The organism is Actinocorallia libanotica, from assembly GCF_039525175.1.
GTDB lineage: Bacteria > Actinomycetota > Actinomycetes > Streptosporangiales > Streptosporangiaceae > Actinocorallia > Actinocorallia libanotica.
Map to the genome: position 1 here is coordinate 13,107 of NZ_BAAAHH010000006.1, position 14,438 is coordinate 27,544.

At 69.9% G+C, this 14,438-nt stretch carries 14 protein-coding genes and 1 pseudogene; 9 read left to right on the forward strand and 6 right to left on the reverse strand.

Annotated features, from left to right (window positions below; translation table 11 throughout):
• Positions 1–24 precede the first annotated feature (24 nt).
• From ABD140_RS10095 to thyX, 6 genes are read left to right on the forward strand one after another with little or no spacing between them, the layout of a single operon-like run.
• Positions 25–480 (forward strand): hypothetical protein, encoded by a 456-nt coding sequence (locus ABD140_RS10095; protein WP_344239195.1) that lies wholly within the window; start codon positions 25–27, stop codon positions 478–480.
• 16 nt (positions 481–496) lie between these two features.
• Positions 497–1,519, forward strand: coding sequence for a DNA cytosine methyltransferase (locus ABD140_RS10100; RefSeq protein ID WP_344239196.1), 1,023 nt, complete (start codon positions 497–499; stop codon positions 1,517–1,519).
• Between the two features lie 8 nt (positions 1,520–1,527).
• Positions 1,528–1,752, forward strand: a complete 225-nt coding sequence (locus ABD140_RS10105; RefSeq protein ID WP_344239198.1) for a hypothetical protein — start codon at positions 1,528–1,530, stop codon at positions 1,750–1,752.
• A complete protein-coding gene (locus tag ABD140_RS10110; RefSeq protein WP_344239200.1) occupies positions 1,749–1,877 on the forward strand; it encodes a hypothetical protein in 129 nt (42 codons plus the stop codon). Before ABD140_RS10105 ends, ABD140_RS10110 begins: the two co-directional genes overlap by 4 nt.
• Positions 1,874–2,224 (forward strand): hypothetical protein, encoded by a 351-nt coding sequence (locus ABD140_RS10115; protein ID WP_344239202.1) that lies wholly within the window; start codon positions 1,874–1,876, stop codon positions 2,222–2,224. The genes ABD140_RS10110 and ABD140_RS10115 overlap by 4 nt, the downstream gene beginning before the upstream one ends.
• Entirely contained in the window at positions 2,225–2,956 is a 732-nt protein-coding gene (gene thyX / locus ABD140_RS10120; protein WP_344239204.1) for an FAD-dependent thymidylate synthase, read from the forward strand.
• 342 nt (positions 2,957–3,298) lie between these two features.
• Here thyX and ABD140_RS10125 read toward each other — a convergent pair whose 3' ends face one another.
• The 3 genes and pseudogenes from ABD140_RS10125 to ABD140_RS10135 all read right to left on the reverse strand — a co-directional run bounded on the left by ABD140_RS10125 (position 3,299) and on the right by ABD140_RS10135 (position 7,590).
• Positions 3,299–4,783, reverse strand: coding sequence for a recombinase family protein (locus ABD140_RS10125; protein ID WP_344239206.1), 1,485 nt, complete (start codon positions 4,781–4,783; stop codon positions 3,299–3,301).
• A 119-nt stretch (positions 4,784–4,902) separates the two neighbouring features.
• A pseudogene (gene adh / locus ABD140_RS10130) lies at positions 4,903–6,303 on the reverse strand (aldehyde dehydrogenase); the annotation flags it as partial.
• Between the two features lie 72 nt (positions 6,304–6,375).
• Positions 6,376–7,590 carry a transcriptional regulator gene (locus ABD140_RS10135; RefSeq protein ID WP_344239208.1) on the reverse strand — a complete coding sequence of 405 codons (1,215 nt, stop codon included), beginning with the start codon at positions 7,588–7,590 and terminating at the stop codon, positions 6,376–6,378.
• A 274-nt stretch (positions 7,591–7,864) separates the two neighbouring features.
• On the opposite strand from ABD140_RS10135, the gene ABD140_RS10140 reads away from it, so the two are divergent.
• Entirely contained in the window at positions 7,865–9,052 is a 1,188-nt protein-coding gene (locus tag ABD140_RS10140) for an alginate lyase family protein (protein ID WP_344239210.1), read from the forward strand.
• Between the two features lie 120 nt (positions 9,053–9,172).
• On the forward strand, positions 9,173–9,940 hold the full coding sequence (locus ABD140_RS10145; protein ID WP_344239212.1) for a globin domain-containing protein: 768 nt from the start codon (positions 9,173–9,175) through the stop codon (positions 9,938–9,940).
• Between the two features lie 62 nt (positions 9,941–10,002).
• On the opposite strand, the gene ABD140_RS10150 is transcribed toward ABD140_RS10145, so the two are convergent.
• From ABD140_RS10150 to ABD140_RS10160, 3 genes are all read right to left on the reverse strand, one after another.
• The gene (locus tag ABD140_RS10150) at positions 10,003–10,938 is read right to left on the reverse strand and encodes a LysR family transcriptional regulator (protein WP_344239214.1); all 936 of its coding nucleotides are present in this window, start codon (positions 10,936–10,938) and stop codon (positions 10,003–10,005) included.
• Between the two features lie 88 nt (positions 10,939–11,026).
• Positions 11,027–12,175, reverse strand: a complete 1,149-nt coding sequence (locus ABD140_RS10155; protein WP_344239216.1) for an LLM class flavin-dependent oxidoreductase — start codon at positions 12,173–12,175, stop codon at positions 11,027–11,029.
• 25 nt (positions 12,176–12,200) lie between these two features.
• Complete coding sequence (locus ABD140_RS10160; protein WP_344239218.1) at positions 12,201–13,412, reverse strand: SfnB family sulfur acquisition oxidoreductase; 1,212 nt, start codon at positions 13,410–13,412, stop codon at positions 12,201–12,203.
• 244 nt (positions 13,413–13,656) lie between these two features.
• Between ABD140_RS10160 and ssuE the strand changes: the two genes are divergently transcribed.
• Entirely contained in the window at positions 13,657–14,211 is a 555-nt protein-coding gene (gene ssuE, locus ABD140_RS10165; protein ID WP_344239220.1) for an NADPH-dependent FMN reductase, read from the forward strand.
• Positions 14,212–14,438: the final 227 nt, after the last annotated feature.

The following is a 14,438-nucleotide window of genomic DNA, read 5'->3' on the forward strand; positions in this document are numbered from 1 at the left end:
CGAGGAGAAGGGAGCCGAGGCGGCGTGAGGATCACCCCCCGCAAGGAAGAGATCGAAGAGATCAAGGCTCTGCTCGAAGACGACAGCTTCGAGTCGGCCGACCAGATGGCCAAGGCCATCTTCAAGGCAGTGGCCGACACCCTGTGGTTCCGCGACTGGCTCGCGATGGTCCACATCTACCCGAGCGGTGCGCACGGGGTGAACTTCGGCCCCTTCTCCAGTGAGGCGGAAGCCAAGGCGGTCGCCGCCAAGCTCGGCACGGGAGGCACCGCCAGGTTCGTGAAGCTCTACGCGCCGGGCGTCCTGCTCGGCAACACCGAGGGCGCCAAGGGGCGCAAGGGATTCTGTGCGGTGCCCGAGTGCGGGCACGCGCCCTTCGCACACTCGACCTCGGGAGGTCCGGGTCGGAGCAAGTGCATGTTGCCCGGCTGTACCTGCCCGAAGTGGGAGGCCACCGAGACGAAGACCAAGAAGAAGTGAGAGAAAGGTGTGTAACTTGATCCGAGAGGACTTCGCAGCCGCGGGAGGTTGCAGCACGGGTAAGAGGCTGGCCGGGGTCGAGGGTCGCGTGGTCGGCGTCGAATGGGACGCGGACGCCGTGGCCACGGCCAGAGCCGCGGGACACGAGAGACTCCACGCCGACGTGCGCAGCGACCTGATCCGAAGGCGCAACTGGGGACAGCTCGACGGCTACACCGCCGGCCCCCCGTGCCAGACGTTCACCACCACGGGCAACGGCGACGGACGCCGAGCCCTCGACCACCTGAAGAGAGCGGCCGAGCTGGTCGCCGAGGGTGCCCGGCCCGAGAACGCCATCGCCAGCGTGTGCGACGAGAAGCTCGACGAGCGCAGCGTCCTGGTGCTGGAGCCCCTCCTGGTGATCGCCAGGCACAGGCCCAAGTGGGTCCTGCTGGAGCAGGTACCCACGGTCCTGCCGATCTGGAAGGCGTTCGCCGAGATCCTCGCCGAGAAGTGGGGGTACCACGTGCGCGCTGAGATCCTGAACTCCGAGCAGTACGGCGTCGCCCAGACGCGCAAGCGCGCCTTCCTGGCCGCGCACCTGGAGCGTCCCGTCTCGATGCCCGCCCCCACCCACAGCCGCTTCTACGCACACGACCCCGAGCGCCTCGACGCCGGGGTGTGTAAGTGGGTCAGCATGGAGGAGGCGCTGGCCGACGAGGGGCTGCCCGCCTACGGCGGCCTGTACCTGCGCAGCAACTACGGCACCGGAGGAGACGCCTCCCGCAGGGGTGAGCGGCTGATCTCTCAGCCCTCCTTCGCCGTGACCGGGAAGGTCGGGCGCAATAAGTGGCACGGACGCCTGTCCGGCAACGAGCTGCGCAGGGTCAGCCACATGGAGGCGGGAGTCTTCCAGTCCTTCCCCGCGGATTACCCCTGGCAGGGCGCCAGCGGCTCCCAGTACCAGCAGATCGGCAACGCCGCCCCGCCCAAGCTCGTCGCCGCCGTGATGCGTGAGCTGGTCGACGCCAAGCCCGTCGCCCTGGCCGCGGCTGCGTAGGGGACGCCATGGGATTCAAGACCGTCGACTTCAGGCCTTGCCCCTGCGGCAAGCGGGGGTTCGAGGACGAGAGACAGGCCGACAGAGCCCTCGGCAGGGCGCAGGCCAAGCGCAATCGCACCGCCGACCGACACGGGACACGGCGAGGCATCGAGAGGGAGCGCCGCTACTACGAGTGCGAGTTCGGCACCTTCCACCTGACCCACAAGAACCGAGAGAGGGAGGCAGCGTGAGCGAGAGAGCGATCGAGAACGGATGGAGCTGGGTCCTGGGGCTGGGCTCCGACGCCCTCGGAAAGAGCCGCCTGACGGCACTCGACGAGACCCGCAGGACCGACGACGAGGAGGCGAGCCAGTGAGCAGGCCGAGAGACCGCAAGCACCAGGACATCAGCTTCGGCAGCCGCCCGAGCCTGCCCGAGCACCTGATGGCCGACCCCGATGACCTCCTGGTCGTCTTCAACATGGTCCAGGCGAGCCTGTACCGCCAGTTCAAGCCTTCGCAGGTCATCACCTACCTCACCCCTTGGGAACTGCGCGGAAGGCGTCCAAAGCGGGTGTTCACCACCGGACTGGGCATCTCCGACCAGGCTTGGCGGTTCCGCGGAGAGCTGGAGCTGCTCGCCCACAAGTTCGGCACGGAGATCTACGGAATCGAACAGTACGACGAGGTGTGCGGCCTCGCTGAGCTACAGGAGGCTGTGTAAGTGAGTGCCAAGATCGAGTTCCGCTCGGACATGACCGTCAAGCTCGGTCGGAGCCTGGCCCACGACCTCGACGTGACAACGACGGCCCGCGTCTCGACCCTCGGTCCCGAAGTGGACGAGCAGGTCGCTTCCTTCGAGGACAACCTGAAGGGCAACGTCGGTCTGATCAACTACCTGATGCGCGAGCGACACGGTTCCCCGTTCGAGCACACGCGCTTCACCTTCTACGTCGAGGCTCCGATCTTCGTCACCCGGCAGATGCTCAAGCACCGGGCGGGGACGTCGATCAACGAGGAGTCGGGTCGGTACCGCGAGATGCTGCCCAGCTTCTACATGCCGAGCCTGGTGCGACCGCTGGTCCAGACGGGCAAGGTCGGCGCGTACCAGTTCGAGGCCGGCGACGAGGGCCAGCACCTCACCGTTGAGCTGATGTTCGAGCGGGCCTGTCACGCCGCCTGGAGTTCCTACGAGGCCATGCTGGCTCGCGGGATCTGCAAAGAGGTGGCGCGCATGGTGCTGCCGGTGTCGACCTACTCGACGCTGTACTTGACCTGCAACGCGCGCAGCCTGATGCACTTCCTGAGCCTGCGCACCACCAACGAGGGGGCCAGGTTCCCCTCTCACCCCCAGTACGAGATCGAGCTGGTGGCGCAGAAGATGGAGGCGCACTTCGCCGAGCTGATGCCCGTCACCTACGAGGCGTTCGTCAAGCACGGGCGGGTGGCGCCCTGATGCGGGAGTTCCTGGAGTTCATGCTGGCCGCAGTGCTCGGCACCGCCCTCGGGTGGCTGCTGTGGGGGCTGTTCTTCTCCTCGACGGGGGAGGTCCCGTGGCCTGGGTGAGGCTGGCCCTTCTGTCGATCGCCTTCGTGCTCAGTGCGATCGCGACGGCCTTCTCCTTCCTGATCCTGGCCGCGGTGGTGCTCGGATGACCGGAGAGGAGTGGCTGTGCAAGTGGGTGAGCGAGGCCCCGGAGCTGAGCAGCGATCAGATTGACGAGATCCTGTACCTGATGGACCTCTCGTAACGCGCCAAGGCACCCTCCATTGCGGGGGGGTGCCTTTGGGTTGTTCGGCTACAGGAACGCCGGTTCGATCCGGCTGGAGTCGAAGCCTCCGCCTCGGCCGTGTGGAGACGGGTGGACGATGACGCCCGCCAGCACGGTTCGGACGATCTTCCGCTGGCGCTCCAGCGACAGGCCGCTCCAGCCCTTCTTGACCAGCTCGGGGGTGACGAGCCGCAGTTCCGGGCTCACGTTGTGGAGGGCGCGCTGGCCGAGCAGTTCCTTCTTGCGCTCCTCCAGCTCGTCAAGGGTGAGGAGGTAGAGGGCTGCCTTGACTTTCTTCTCTGCCCAGAGCTGCTTGATCTCGCGGATCTGCTCCTCTACGTCGGCGAGGTCGGCCTCCCCCTCCCACGGCTCGACCTTGGGGGCAACCTTGCGTGCCTTCAGGGACTTCTCCACCTGCGCCCAGACGAGTTCTTTGATCAGCTCGTCGACCCGAGGCCCGGAGACTCCCAGCTTCCCGCAGGCGTCGGGGTCCGTCTTGGTGCAGTTGTAGGCGAAGCTCGGAGTCTTCTTGCCTCGGACCCAGACGGGCTTCCCGTTCATCTTGTTGCCGCAGCGTCCGCACCGGACGATGTTGGTCAGTAGGTACTTGGCCGCGTCCTTTTCCTGCGGCTTCTTCGACGCCACATTCTTCATCTCGTTGAGCGCCTCGTAGGTTTCGATGGAGATGATCGGCTCCCAGTCACCCATGACATAGTTGCCGTCGTCGTCGAAGAGGGGCTCGTCCAGATGGACGCGGATTCCCGCATTGCGGGCGCGATAGATCAGAGTCTTCGTGCCAGCCCACGTGAATGGCTTATTGGTGTTCGGGTTGACGACCCCCTGAGCGGAAAGCCATTTCATAATGGTGCTCATTCGGTCGCCGGCGAAGTGCATCTCGATGGCCTTCTCGATGTGGCCAGCGGCCTTGCGGTCAAGCTTGGTGCGGTCATCTTCTCGCCATCCGTATGCGAGCTGACCCCCGTGGTACTTGCCCTTCTTCGCCTTGGCGAGGTTGTCGCGCTTGATGCGCCGACTAGTGTCCTCGGATGCCTTGTTGGCGATGTTCACGAAGAGGCGAGCAGAGAAGCGCCCGTCACCGGTGGTCAGGTCGAAGTTCATACCGGACTGGGTGTCGAAAATGAGGGGCCGCTTGGAGGACTCGTAGATGTCGATGACCCGCTCAAGGTCTCGCGGCTGCCGGTACACCCGGTCGATGTCGTAGGCAACGATCCCGTCGATCTTGCCCTGTCGCAGATCCTTGATCATGCGCTCGAAGTCAGGGCGGCGCACGTTCCGCTTGAAGGCGGAGAGGTCGTTGTCCTCGTAGATGACAACCTCTCGGCCGTGCTGGCGACCCAGCGCGCGAACGTCCTCGTGTTGCTTCAGGACGCCTCGGCGCTCCTCTTCGGCGCCCTCCTCGGGGGTGATCACCCCGTCCTTCACCTTGCGCCGGATCTCTGCAAGGTCCGCCTCGGAGATGCGGCAGTACCCGGCCAGTGGCTTCTTCTCCATGCCCCCTCCTCGTGTAAGTGGTGCAAGGAGGAGTAGACACTTACTACGCGCCTGTGTCAAACTTGGACCTACGGCACCTACCGCATCGAGCTACACTTAGACAAGTACGGAACAGAATCGAACCTTGGATGGGCGGGGTAGGCGTGGTAGCAGTTGGTCCAGACGCGGCCGGCCTTGATGGCGCGGCCGAAGCGGTAGGCGGTGTTGCCGTCGCGGGTCCAGACGCCGGCGCCGAGGCCGTACAGGGTGTCGTTGGCGATGCGGAGCGCCTCTTCGGGGGTGTCGAACGTGGTCACCGAGACGACGGGGCCGAAGATCTCCTCCTGGAAGATGCGCATGTCGTTGGTGCCGCGGAAGATGGTCGGCTCGATGTAGTAGCCGCCCTCCAGGCCCTCGACGGTGCGGGGGCCGCCGCCGGCGAGGACCTCGGCGCCCTCCTTACGGCCGATGTCCAGGTAGGACAGGATCTTCTCGTACTGGTCGTTGCTGGCCTGCGCGCCGATCATCGTCGCGGGGTCGAGGGGGTCGCCGGCGACGATCGCCCGCGTGCGCTCCAGCACCCGCTCCATGAACGCGTCGTAGATCGACGACGCCACCAGGGCGCGCGAGGGGCACGTGCAGACCTCGCCCTGGTTGAGCGCGAACATCACGAACCCCTCGACGGCCTTGTCGAGGAAGTCGTCGTCGGCGGCCGTCACGTCCGGCAGGAAGATGTTCGGGCTCTTGCCGCCCAGCTCCAGCGTCACCGGGATGATGTTCTCGGACGCGTACTGCATGATGAGGCGCCCGGTCGTGGTCTCCCCGGTGAAGGCGATCTTGGCGATGCGCGGGCTGGACGCCAGCGGCTTGCCCGCCTCGATCCCGAAGCCGTTGACGACGTTGACGACGCCCGGAGGCAGGAGGTCGGCGATGAGCTCCATCAGCAGCAGGATGCTCGCCGGGGTCTGCTCGGCGGGCTTCAGCACCACCGCGTTGCCCGCCGCGAGCGCGGGCGCGAGCTTCCACACCGCCATCAGGATCGGGAAGTTCCACGGGATGATCTGGCCGACCACGCCGAGCGGCTCGTGGAAGTGGTAGGCGACGGTGTCGTCGTCGAGCTGGCTGAGCCCGCCTTCCTGCGCGCGGATCGCACCCGCGAAGTAGCGGAAGTGGTCGACGGCCAGCGGCAGGTCCGCCGCGAGCGTCTCGCGCACCGGCTTGCCGTTCTCCCACGACTCCGCGACGGCCAGGCGCTCCAGGTTCTCCTCGATGCGGTCGGCGATCCGGTTGAGGATGTTCGCGCGCTCCGCCGCGGACGTGCTGCCCCACGACTCGGCGGCGGCGTGCGCGGCGTCCAGGGCGAGGTCGATGTCGGCGGCCGTCGAGCGCGCCACGCTCGTGAAGACCTGCCCGTCGACGGGTGAGGGGTTGTCGAAGTACCGGCCTTCCACCGGCGGCACCCACTTGCCTCCGATGAAGTTGTCGTAGCGCGCCGCGTACTCGACGACGCTTCCCTCGGCCCCCGGCTTCGCGTAAGTCATGTGACGACCCCTTCCCGCTCGCGGATGTGACGTAGCACACGATGCGCCGCCGAGGTTGGCGAAAGGTTGGCGTCAGAGGTCGAGGGCCGCCTGGTTGATCCGGGAGAGGACGAGGCCGCGCCTGGGGTCCTCGCCGAGGAGCGCGAGGGCGCGTTCGTGCACCGCCAGATCCTCCGGATGCAGTTCGCCGTAACGCAGCGCGTGCTCCGGGTCGGCGGAACTCAGCACGGCCTCCCGCAACGCGACCTCGATGTGGTCGCGCCATACTGCGATCCCGGGTGCCTCGGAATCGGGTAGCAGCGGCCCGCCGTACGAGCGGAGCGCCTCGCCCGTACGGCCCGCACGGAGCGCGGCGAGCACGTCGGAGGCGTCGCAGCCGACCAGTTCCGTCAGCTCGTACCGCCGTACGGACAGCGCTCCGCGAAGCGCCCGGCGCAGGTGGGATACCTCCGCCTTCAGCGTCGCGGGCGTCACCCGCCGGTTCCCGTACAGCGCCGTACGCAGGAATTCCGGCGTCAGCGCGCGCCCTTCGAGGACGAGCAGCGTGAGGATCTCGACCTGCCGGGGACGCAGCCGCACCGGCACACCGCCCCGAGCCAGGTCGGCCCCGCCCAGGCAGCTCAGCCGCCAGCCGTCGTACCCCGCGACCAGCCCGCGTTCGGCCAGGCGCTCCTCCACGGCGCCCGCGAGCGTGCGCAGGGCGGGCATGGCCAGCGGATGCGAGCGGTCCCAGGTGCTCGACAGGTCGAGCACGCCGAGCACCGTCCCGTCGGGACCGTGCAGCGGCGTGCAGTAGCAGACCCACCCGTGCAGCGCGTGCACGAGGTGTTCGGCGGAGAAGACGGTCGACGCGGTGCCGTTGCGCAGCGCCAGCGACAGGGCGTTGGTGCCCATCGCCTCCTCGCCCCACCGACCGCCCGGCGCGAAGTTGACGGCCCCGGCCCGGCGCCGCATCTCCCGCCCTCCGCACGTCCACAGGATCGTGCCCGACTCGTCGGTGACGGCCGCCACGAACCCGGCGTCGTCGGTGATCGCCCGCAGCTCGTCCGCCACGGCCAGCACCGGATCCCGCAGCGGCGACTCCCGCCACCGCCGCCCGGCGTCGTCGTCCGCGCTGGGCGCGCTGCCCTGCCCCGGGTCCACCGTCGCCAGCGACCGCCGCCACGACTCGGCCACGTCGGCGCGCAGCTCCGCCGCGCCCGCGCGTCCGGAACCGCCCTGCACGTACCGCGTCCAGACCGCCTGCAACTCCGCGCGCCGCCTGCGCAGACTCTCCCGTGAAGGCATGCCATCTCCGACCTCGGGCCTGTGCCCCGGATCGTACGGAACCAGAGGCAGACGCGCACCCGGATGGGCGGCGATACCTGTCAAGGGCGTGCCCGGATGCGGTCACCGGATGCGGAGAAAAGGGGTAGGAGCAGGAAGAACGCTCATGGAGTTACATCCGCGGAACAGATGATCATAGAGTGATTCGGGGGGAGGGCGAACCTTCCCGGAGTGTCAGTGCTTAGATGCGCCAGTGGGCAGAAAGTCGCTTGCGGCCCTGGTGGCCTGCGTGCTGATGACAGGACTCCTGATCGCTCCCGGAGAGGGGGCCGGCGCCGGACCGAAGTTCCGGCATCCCGGCGTGCAGGTCGACCGGAAACAGCTGGACTACGTCCGGGCGCACCTGAAGGCCAAGCCGTTCAAGGGCGCCTTCGCCGCGCTGAAGAAGGACCCGGCCGTCTCGCTCAAGGCCGAGCCGCACCCGTGGGCGCACCCCGTCTGCGAGCCGTTCGGCGTCGGATCCAACGGCGGGTGCGCCGCCGAGCTGCACGACGCCAACGCCGCCTACGCGACCGCGCTCATGTGGTACCTGACCAGGGACAAGCGCTACCTGCGCAAGTCGGGCGTCTACATGAACGCCTGGTCGCGCTCCCTGAAGGGCCGCTCGGGCGGCGACGCCCCCCTCCAGGCGGGCTGGGCGGCGATCAGCTGGGCGCGCGCCGCCGAGATCGTGCGCTACTCGATGCCGAAGGGCACCCGCTGGAAGCAGGCGGGCCGGTTCGCGACGATGCTCCGCACGCACTACCTCCCCTGGACGATCGACGGCTACCACCGGCTCGCCATGAACGGCAACTGGGACCTGGTCCTGGCCGACGCGACCGTCGACATGGGCGTCTTCCTGGAGGACCGCCACGCCTTCGAGCGGGGCATCCAGGTGATGCGCTCGCGCGTCCCGGCCTACTTCTACCTGAAGTCCGACGGCCCGCGGCCCCACCAGCCCGTGGAGCCCGTCTGGGACCTGGACAACTACTGGTACCAGCCGTGCAGCGAGACCATCAACCCCGAGGAGCCCGAGGACGCCCGGCGTCCGTGCGCCCCGGGCCAGCACGTCGTCTACCTCAAGGGCCAGACCCAGGAGACCTGCCGCGACCGCCTGCACGCCACCTACGGCATCGCCGCGGTGATGCAGCTGGCCGAGACCGCCAAGATCCAGGGCCGCAACCTCTTCCCCTCGCTGCGCGACCGCGTCGTCGCCGCCAGCGAGCTGACCTCCCGGCTCAACCTCGCCGGCGTCCCCGCGACCCTGTGCGGCGGCCGCATCAGCAAGGCCACCGGCGCCCCCGCCACCGCCTTCGAGATCGTCTGGCGCGAGTACCACAAGAAGAACAAGCTCCCCTGGACCAAGAAGATGGTCGCCAAGCAGCGCCCCGGCACCGTCCGCGAGTTCATCGCCTGGGAGACCCTCACCAACGCCCGGGCCTGACCCGCCGACCGCATGCGGACATCGATATATCGGGACCCTTCTCGTTCGGTCGAAAGGGTTCGAGAGGCGGTTACAGTGATCTAGATTTTCCGCATATCGTCGGCTTGGGGGAATGTCCGCATGATCGTGGAGTACATCCGCTACCGCATCGACACGGGGGACGCGGCGGAGTTCGAGGCCGCCTACGGGCGCGCCGCGGTGCCGCTGGCGGCCGCGCCGCAGTGCGTGGACTACGAGCTCTCCCGCTGCGTCGAAGAGCCCGAATGGTACGTCCTGCGCATCACCTGGACCTCGGCCGAGGACCACATGCGGGGCTTTCGCGGCGGCGAGGACTTCAAGGCGTTCTTCGCCGAGATCAGGCCGTACGTCCGGCAGATCGAGGAGATGCGCCACTACGAGCGCACCGCCGTGCGCGGCGAGGGGTCTTCGGTGCCCGGCCTGTACGCGTGGGCGGGCGGCGCCGAGGCGTTCGAGCGCCTCACCGAGACGTTCTACGCCCAGGTCCTCAAGGACGAGCTGATCGGCCCCCTCTTCGCCCACATGGACCCCGAGCACCCCAGGTACGTCGCGATCTGGCTGTCCGAGGTCTTCGGCGGCCCGTCCCGCTACACCGACGAGCGCGGCGGCTACCACCACATGCTCCTCCAGCACCTGGGCAAGGGCATCACCGAGCCCCAGCGCCGCCGCTGGGTCGCCCTCCTCATGGACGCCGCCGACGAGGTCGGCCTCCCCGACGACCCGGAGTTCCGCGCCGCCTTCTTCGGCTACATCGAATGGGGCACCCGCCTGGCCTTCGCCAACTCCCAGCCCGGCGCGAAGCCCCCGATGCAGGCGCCCGTCCCCCGCTGGGGCTGGGGCGTCGCCCCGCCCTACACGCCCGCCCCCTGACCTCCGCCCGCCAAGGGCGCGTCCGCCGTCCTCCCCGGGCCGCCCCGGGCCGCGGGTCCCGGTCAGGCGGCCGAGGTGGGGTGGATGCGGTCGGGCGGGTCGGTGAGGGCGAGGGCCTGCTGGACGAAGAGGCGGTGCAGGTCGCGGGCGGCGCGGGAGACCGAGCCGGAGCGCTGGGCCTGGATGGTGAGGAGGACGTGGGGGACGGGCGGGGCCAGGGGGCGGTAGGTGATGCAGCCGGCCCGCAGGAGCGGGTCGTCCATGACGCTGAACTCGGGCAGGACGGTGACGCCCAGGCCCTCGGCGACCATGAGCTTGCCCATCTCGGCGCCGTCGGTGGAGTAGGAGAAGGACGGCGGGGCGCCGCCGAGGAGGCGGTGCACCAGGCGGTGCATGATGTAGCCGGAGCGCATCATGATCACGGGGCTGCGGAGCAGGTCGGCGGTGCCGATCGCCGGGAGCGCGGCCAGCGGGTCGTCCGGGCGCAGGCACACCACGGCCGGGCCGCGCAGCAGCTCGGTGGAGGTGAAGTCCGGCGGCGGGTCGTCGCCGTCCAGGAGGTTGACCAGGCCGAGGTCGAAGCCGCCCTCGCCGATGCCCTGGTGGATCTCGGCCTGCCGGGCGCCCACGACCTCCACCTGCGTCATCGGGTGCAGCGCGCGGAACGTGCGGATGACGGGGATGACCAGCGGCACCGTCGCGGTGTTGACGGTGCCCAGCCGCACCGTCCGGCCGGCGCGGTGCTGCTCGTCGGCGGCGCGCCGCAGCCGGTCGACCGCCTCCAGCACGCCCTCCATGTACGGCAGGAGCTCCCGGCCGCGGTCGCTGATCTTCGCGCCGGACCGCCGCCGCTCCAGGAGGCCGACGCCGAGCTCGCGTTCGAGGTTGCGCACGGTCTCGCTCAGCGCGGGCTGGGAGAGGTGGAGCTCCTCGGCCGCGCGCCGCAGCGAGCCGAGCCGGGTGACCGCCTGGAGGTATTCGAGCTGCTCTATCCGCACGGGGCCAGTTTAAAATAAAATCGACCAAATTGATAGGAAAAGCCGTGTGGCACCCGTCTCCGCGCACCGGCCACGCGGCCGGGCGCGGTCAGACGGCCGCCGCGAACGGCACGCCGACCTCCCGGTCCCCGCCCGCGCCGAAGGGATGGCGCCACAGGCCGTCGGCGGCCAGCAGCGGCAGCACGCCCTCGCCGAACCAGTACGCCTCCTCCAGGTGCGGGTAGCCCGAGAGCACGAACTCCTCCAGGCCGAGCGCGTGGTACTCGCGGATCCGCTCGGCGACCTCGGCGTGGCTGCCGACCAGGGCCGTGCCCGCCCCGCCGCGCACCAGGCCGATGCCCGCCCACAGGTTGGGGGCGACCTCCAGCCGGTCGAGGCCGCCGCCGTGCAGGGCCAGCATCCGGCGCTGCCCCTCGGACTCGCTGCGCGCCAGCCCCGCCTGGACCGAGGCGATGGTCTGCGGGTCGAAGCCGGACAGCAGCCGCTGCGCCTCCCCCCACGCCTGCTCGGCGGTGTCGCGGGTGATGACGTGCAGGCGGATGCCGAAGCGGACGGTGCGCCCCCGCCGCGCCGCCAGCTCCCGGATCCATGCGATCTTCTCGGCGACCTGCGCGGGAGGCTCGCCCCAGGTGAGGTAGACGTCGCAGTGCTCGGCCGCGACGTCGCCCGCCGCGGGGGAGGAGCCGCCGAAGTAGACCGGCGGCACCGGGTCGGGCACCCGCTCCAGCTTCGCCTGCTCCACGCTCAGGTGCTCGCCCTCGAAGTCGACCGTCTCGCCCCGCCACAACGAGCGGACGATCTCCAGGAACTCCCCGGTGCGGGCGTAGCGGGCGTCCTTGTCCAGGAAGTCGCCGTAGGCGCGCTGCTCGTGCGCCTCGCCGCCGGTGACGACGTTCAGCAGCAGCCGCCCGCCGCTGTGGCGCTGGTAGGTCGCGGCCATCTGGGCGGCGAGCGTGGGGGCGACCACCCCCGGCCGGAACGCCACCAGGAACTTCAGCCGCTCGGTCTCCCGGGCGAGGAAGGCGGTGGTCAGCCAGGCGTCCTCGCACCAGGCGCCGGTGGGGGTGAGCGCGCCGACGAAGCCGACCTGCTCGGCGGCGCGGGCGATCTGGGTGAGGTAGCCCAGGTCGGCGGGCCGCTGGCCGCCCGCCGCGCCGGCGGGGAGCCCGTGGCCCCCGCCGACGACGTGGCGGCTGTCGCCGTAGGTGGGCAGGAACCAGTGGAACTGCAAGCTCATGTGTCTCTCCGTGGAAGGGGTGGTTTCACAGCAGCCCGTGCCGGGGCGGACGCGCCCCGGTGAGCACGTACCGGCCGATGTGCTGGAGCTTCCAGCGCACGGGGTCGTGCAGCGTGTGGGTGCGGGCGTCGCGCCAGTGGCGGTGGAGGTTGAGGGAGTCGTCGGCGGCGCGGGTCCCGGCCAGCTCGAACAGTGCTCCGGAGACCTCCACGGCGACCTCCGCCGCCTGCACCTTCGCGGCGGCCACCGCGATGGACGCCTCCGCGGCCGTGTCGTCGGTGAGGCCGGCGATCGCGGAGTCGACGGCGCCGCCCGCCGCGCCCAGCAGCGCCTCGGCCGCCCGCAGCCGCAGCCCGAGCTCGCCGAACCGCTGGACGAGCAGCGGGTCCTCGACGGCGCTGTCCAGCCCGCTCTCGAACCAGGGGCGGCTCCTGGTGCGGACGAACTCCGCGGCCTCGGCCAGCGCCGCCGCGGCGATCCCCGCGTCGATGGCCGCGTGCAGCAGCTGGGCGACCGCCCCGTGCACCTGCGGCCCCTGGAACGTCAGATGGTGGGGGACGACCCGGTCGGCGGGGACCCGCACCCCCTCCAGCCGGACGGTTCCGCTGGCGGTGGTGCGCTGGCCCATGCCGTTCCAGTCGTCCACGACCGTCACGCCCTCGGCGTCGCGCGGCACGTAGGCCACGTGCAGGGAGCCGTCCTCGACCCGGGCGAGCACGGGGATCCACTGGGCGAACAGCGCGCCCGTCGAGTAGTGCTTGAGCCCGTCGAGCACGTACGAGCCGTCGCCCGCGGGGGAGAGCCGGGTCCGGATGTCCTGGACGTGCCTGGTGCCCGCCTCGGACTGGGCGTTGCCGAAGCGCCTGCCGGAGAGCACCTCGCCGAAGAAGAACTTCTGCTGCTCGGGCGTCCCCTGGCGGCGCAGGACGTTGATGTACACGAAGTGGCTCTGCGGGATCTGGGCGAGGCTGGGATCGCCGGTGGCCAGCAGCCGGATCACCTCGGCCAGGGTGCGCACGGGCACGTCGGCGCCGCCGTGCCCGGCCGGCACGGTGATGCCGAGCAGGCCGCTGGCCGACAGCCGCGCGACCTGCTCGTGGGGGAGCCTCCGCTGCGCGTCCCGTTCCGCGGCGCCCTCCCGGAACTCGGCGGCCAGCCGCGCCGCCGCCTCGACGGCCTCGGCGGCGTCGCGGATGACGTGGACGGGTTCGGCGGCGGGCGGGGATGGGTCGGTCATGGGCTGCTCCGGTATGCCTTGTCGGGATGGCCGCCACCATAACCACGGGTTGACGCGCCGGTCGAAGAGGTGTTTCCGATGCCGCTATAGGCCTCCCCTCGCACCGCCGGCGTCCGCCCGCCGGGGCTCTGGCCTGCGGACACGCTGCAAGGGAAACCCTGGCGGGCTATCGCCGATCCATACTCGACTTTTTCAGTAGGATTAGTTCTAATCGGTCGTGGTCGCAACCTTCGAGGAGAACCCCATGGCCGTCGTCCTTTCCGTGTCCGGAAGCCCCTCCGCCACCTCCCGCACCGCGCGCCTCCTGCGCCACCTCGACGCCCGGCTCGCCGCCCAGGGCCACGACGTGATCCCGCTCGACGTGCGCGACCTGCCCGCCGAGCCGCTGCTGCGCGCCGAGTTCGGCCACCCCGCCATCGTCGAGGCCACCCGCTCGTTCGCACTGGCCGACGGGGTCGTGGTCGGCACCCCCATCTACAAGGCCGCCTACTCCGGCCTGCTGAAGTCCCTGCTGGACCTGCTCCCGCAGTACGCGCTGGAGGGCAAGACCGTGCTGCCGCTGGCGACCGGCGGCTCCACCGCCCACGTCCTGGCCATCGACTACGCCCTGCGCCCGGTGCTGTCGTCCATGGGCGCCACGCACATCGTCCCGGGCTGGTTCACCCTCGACAAGCACCTCGCCACCGGGCCGGACGGCTCCCTGGAGATCGAGCCCACCACCCGCGTGGAGCTCGAACGCGTCCTCGACACCTTCTCCGAAGCGCTCGGCAGCCGCCCCGCGCTCGCCGACATCGCCTGACGAGACCAGAAAGCGACTCCCATGACCCTCCCTCCGCTGAAGTTCAACGCGATTCAGTAAGGAATCTGGGCCGTCACGGCCGGGAGGAACTACTCCCCTCGCAGATGGGCGCCGCGAGTCGGGCGCACCCGTCCCGCATAGCGTGCTCGCAGTGAGCGGAAGCAGATGAGTAGGGCGCTGGTGGGGACGCCACGCTGGTATCTGGCGACGAAGACAAGATGTACATG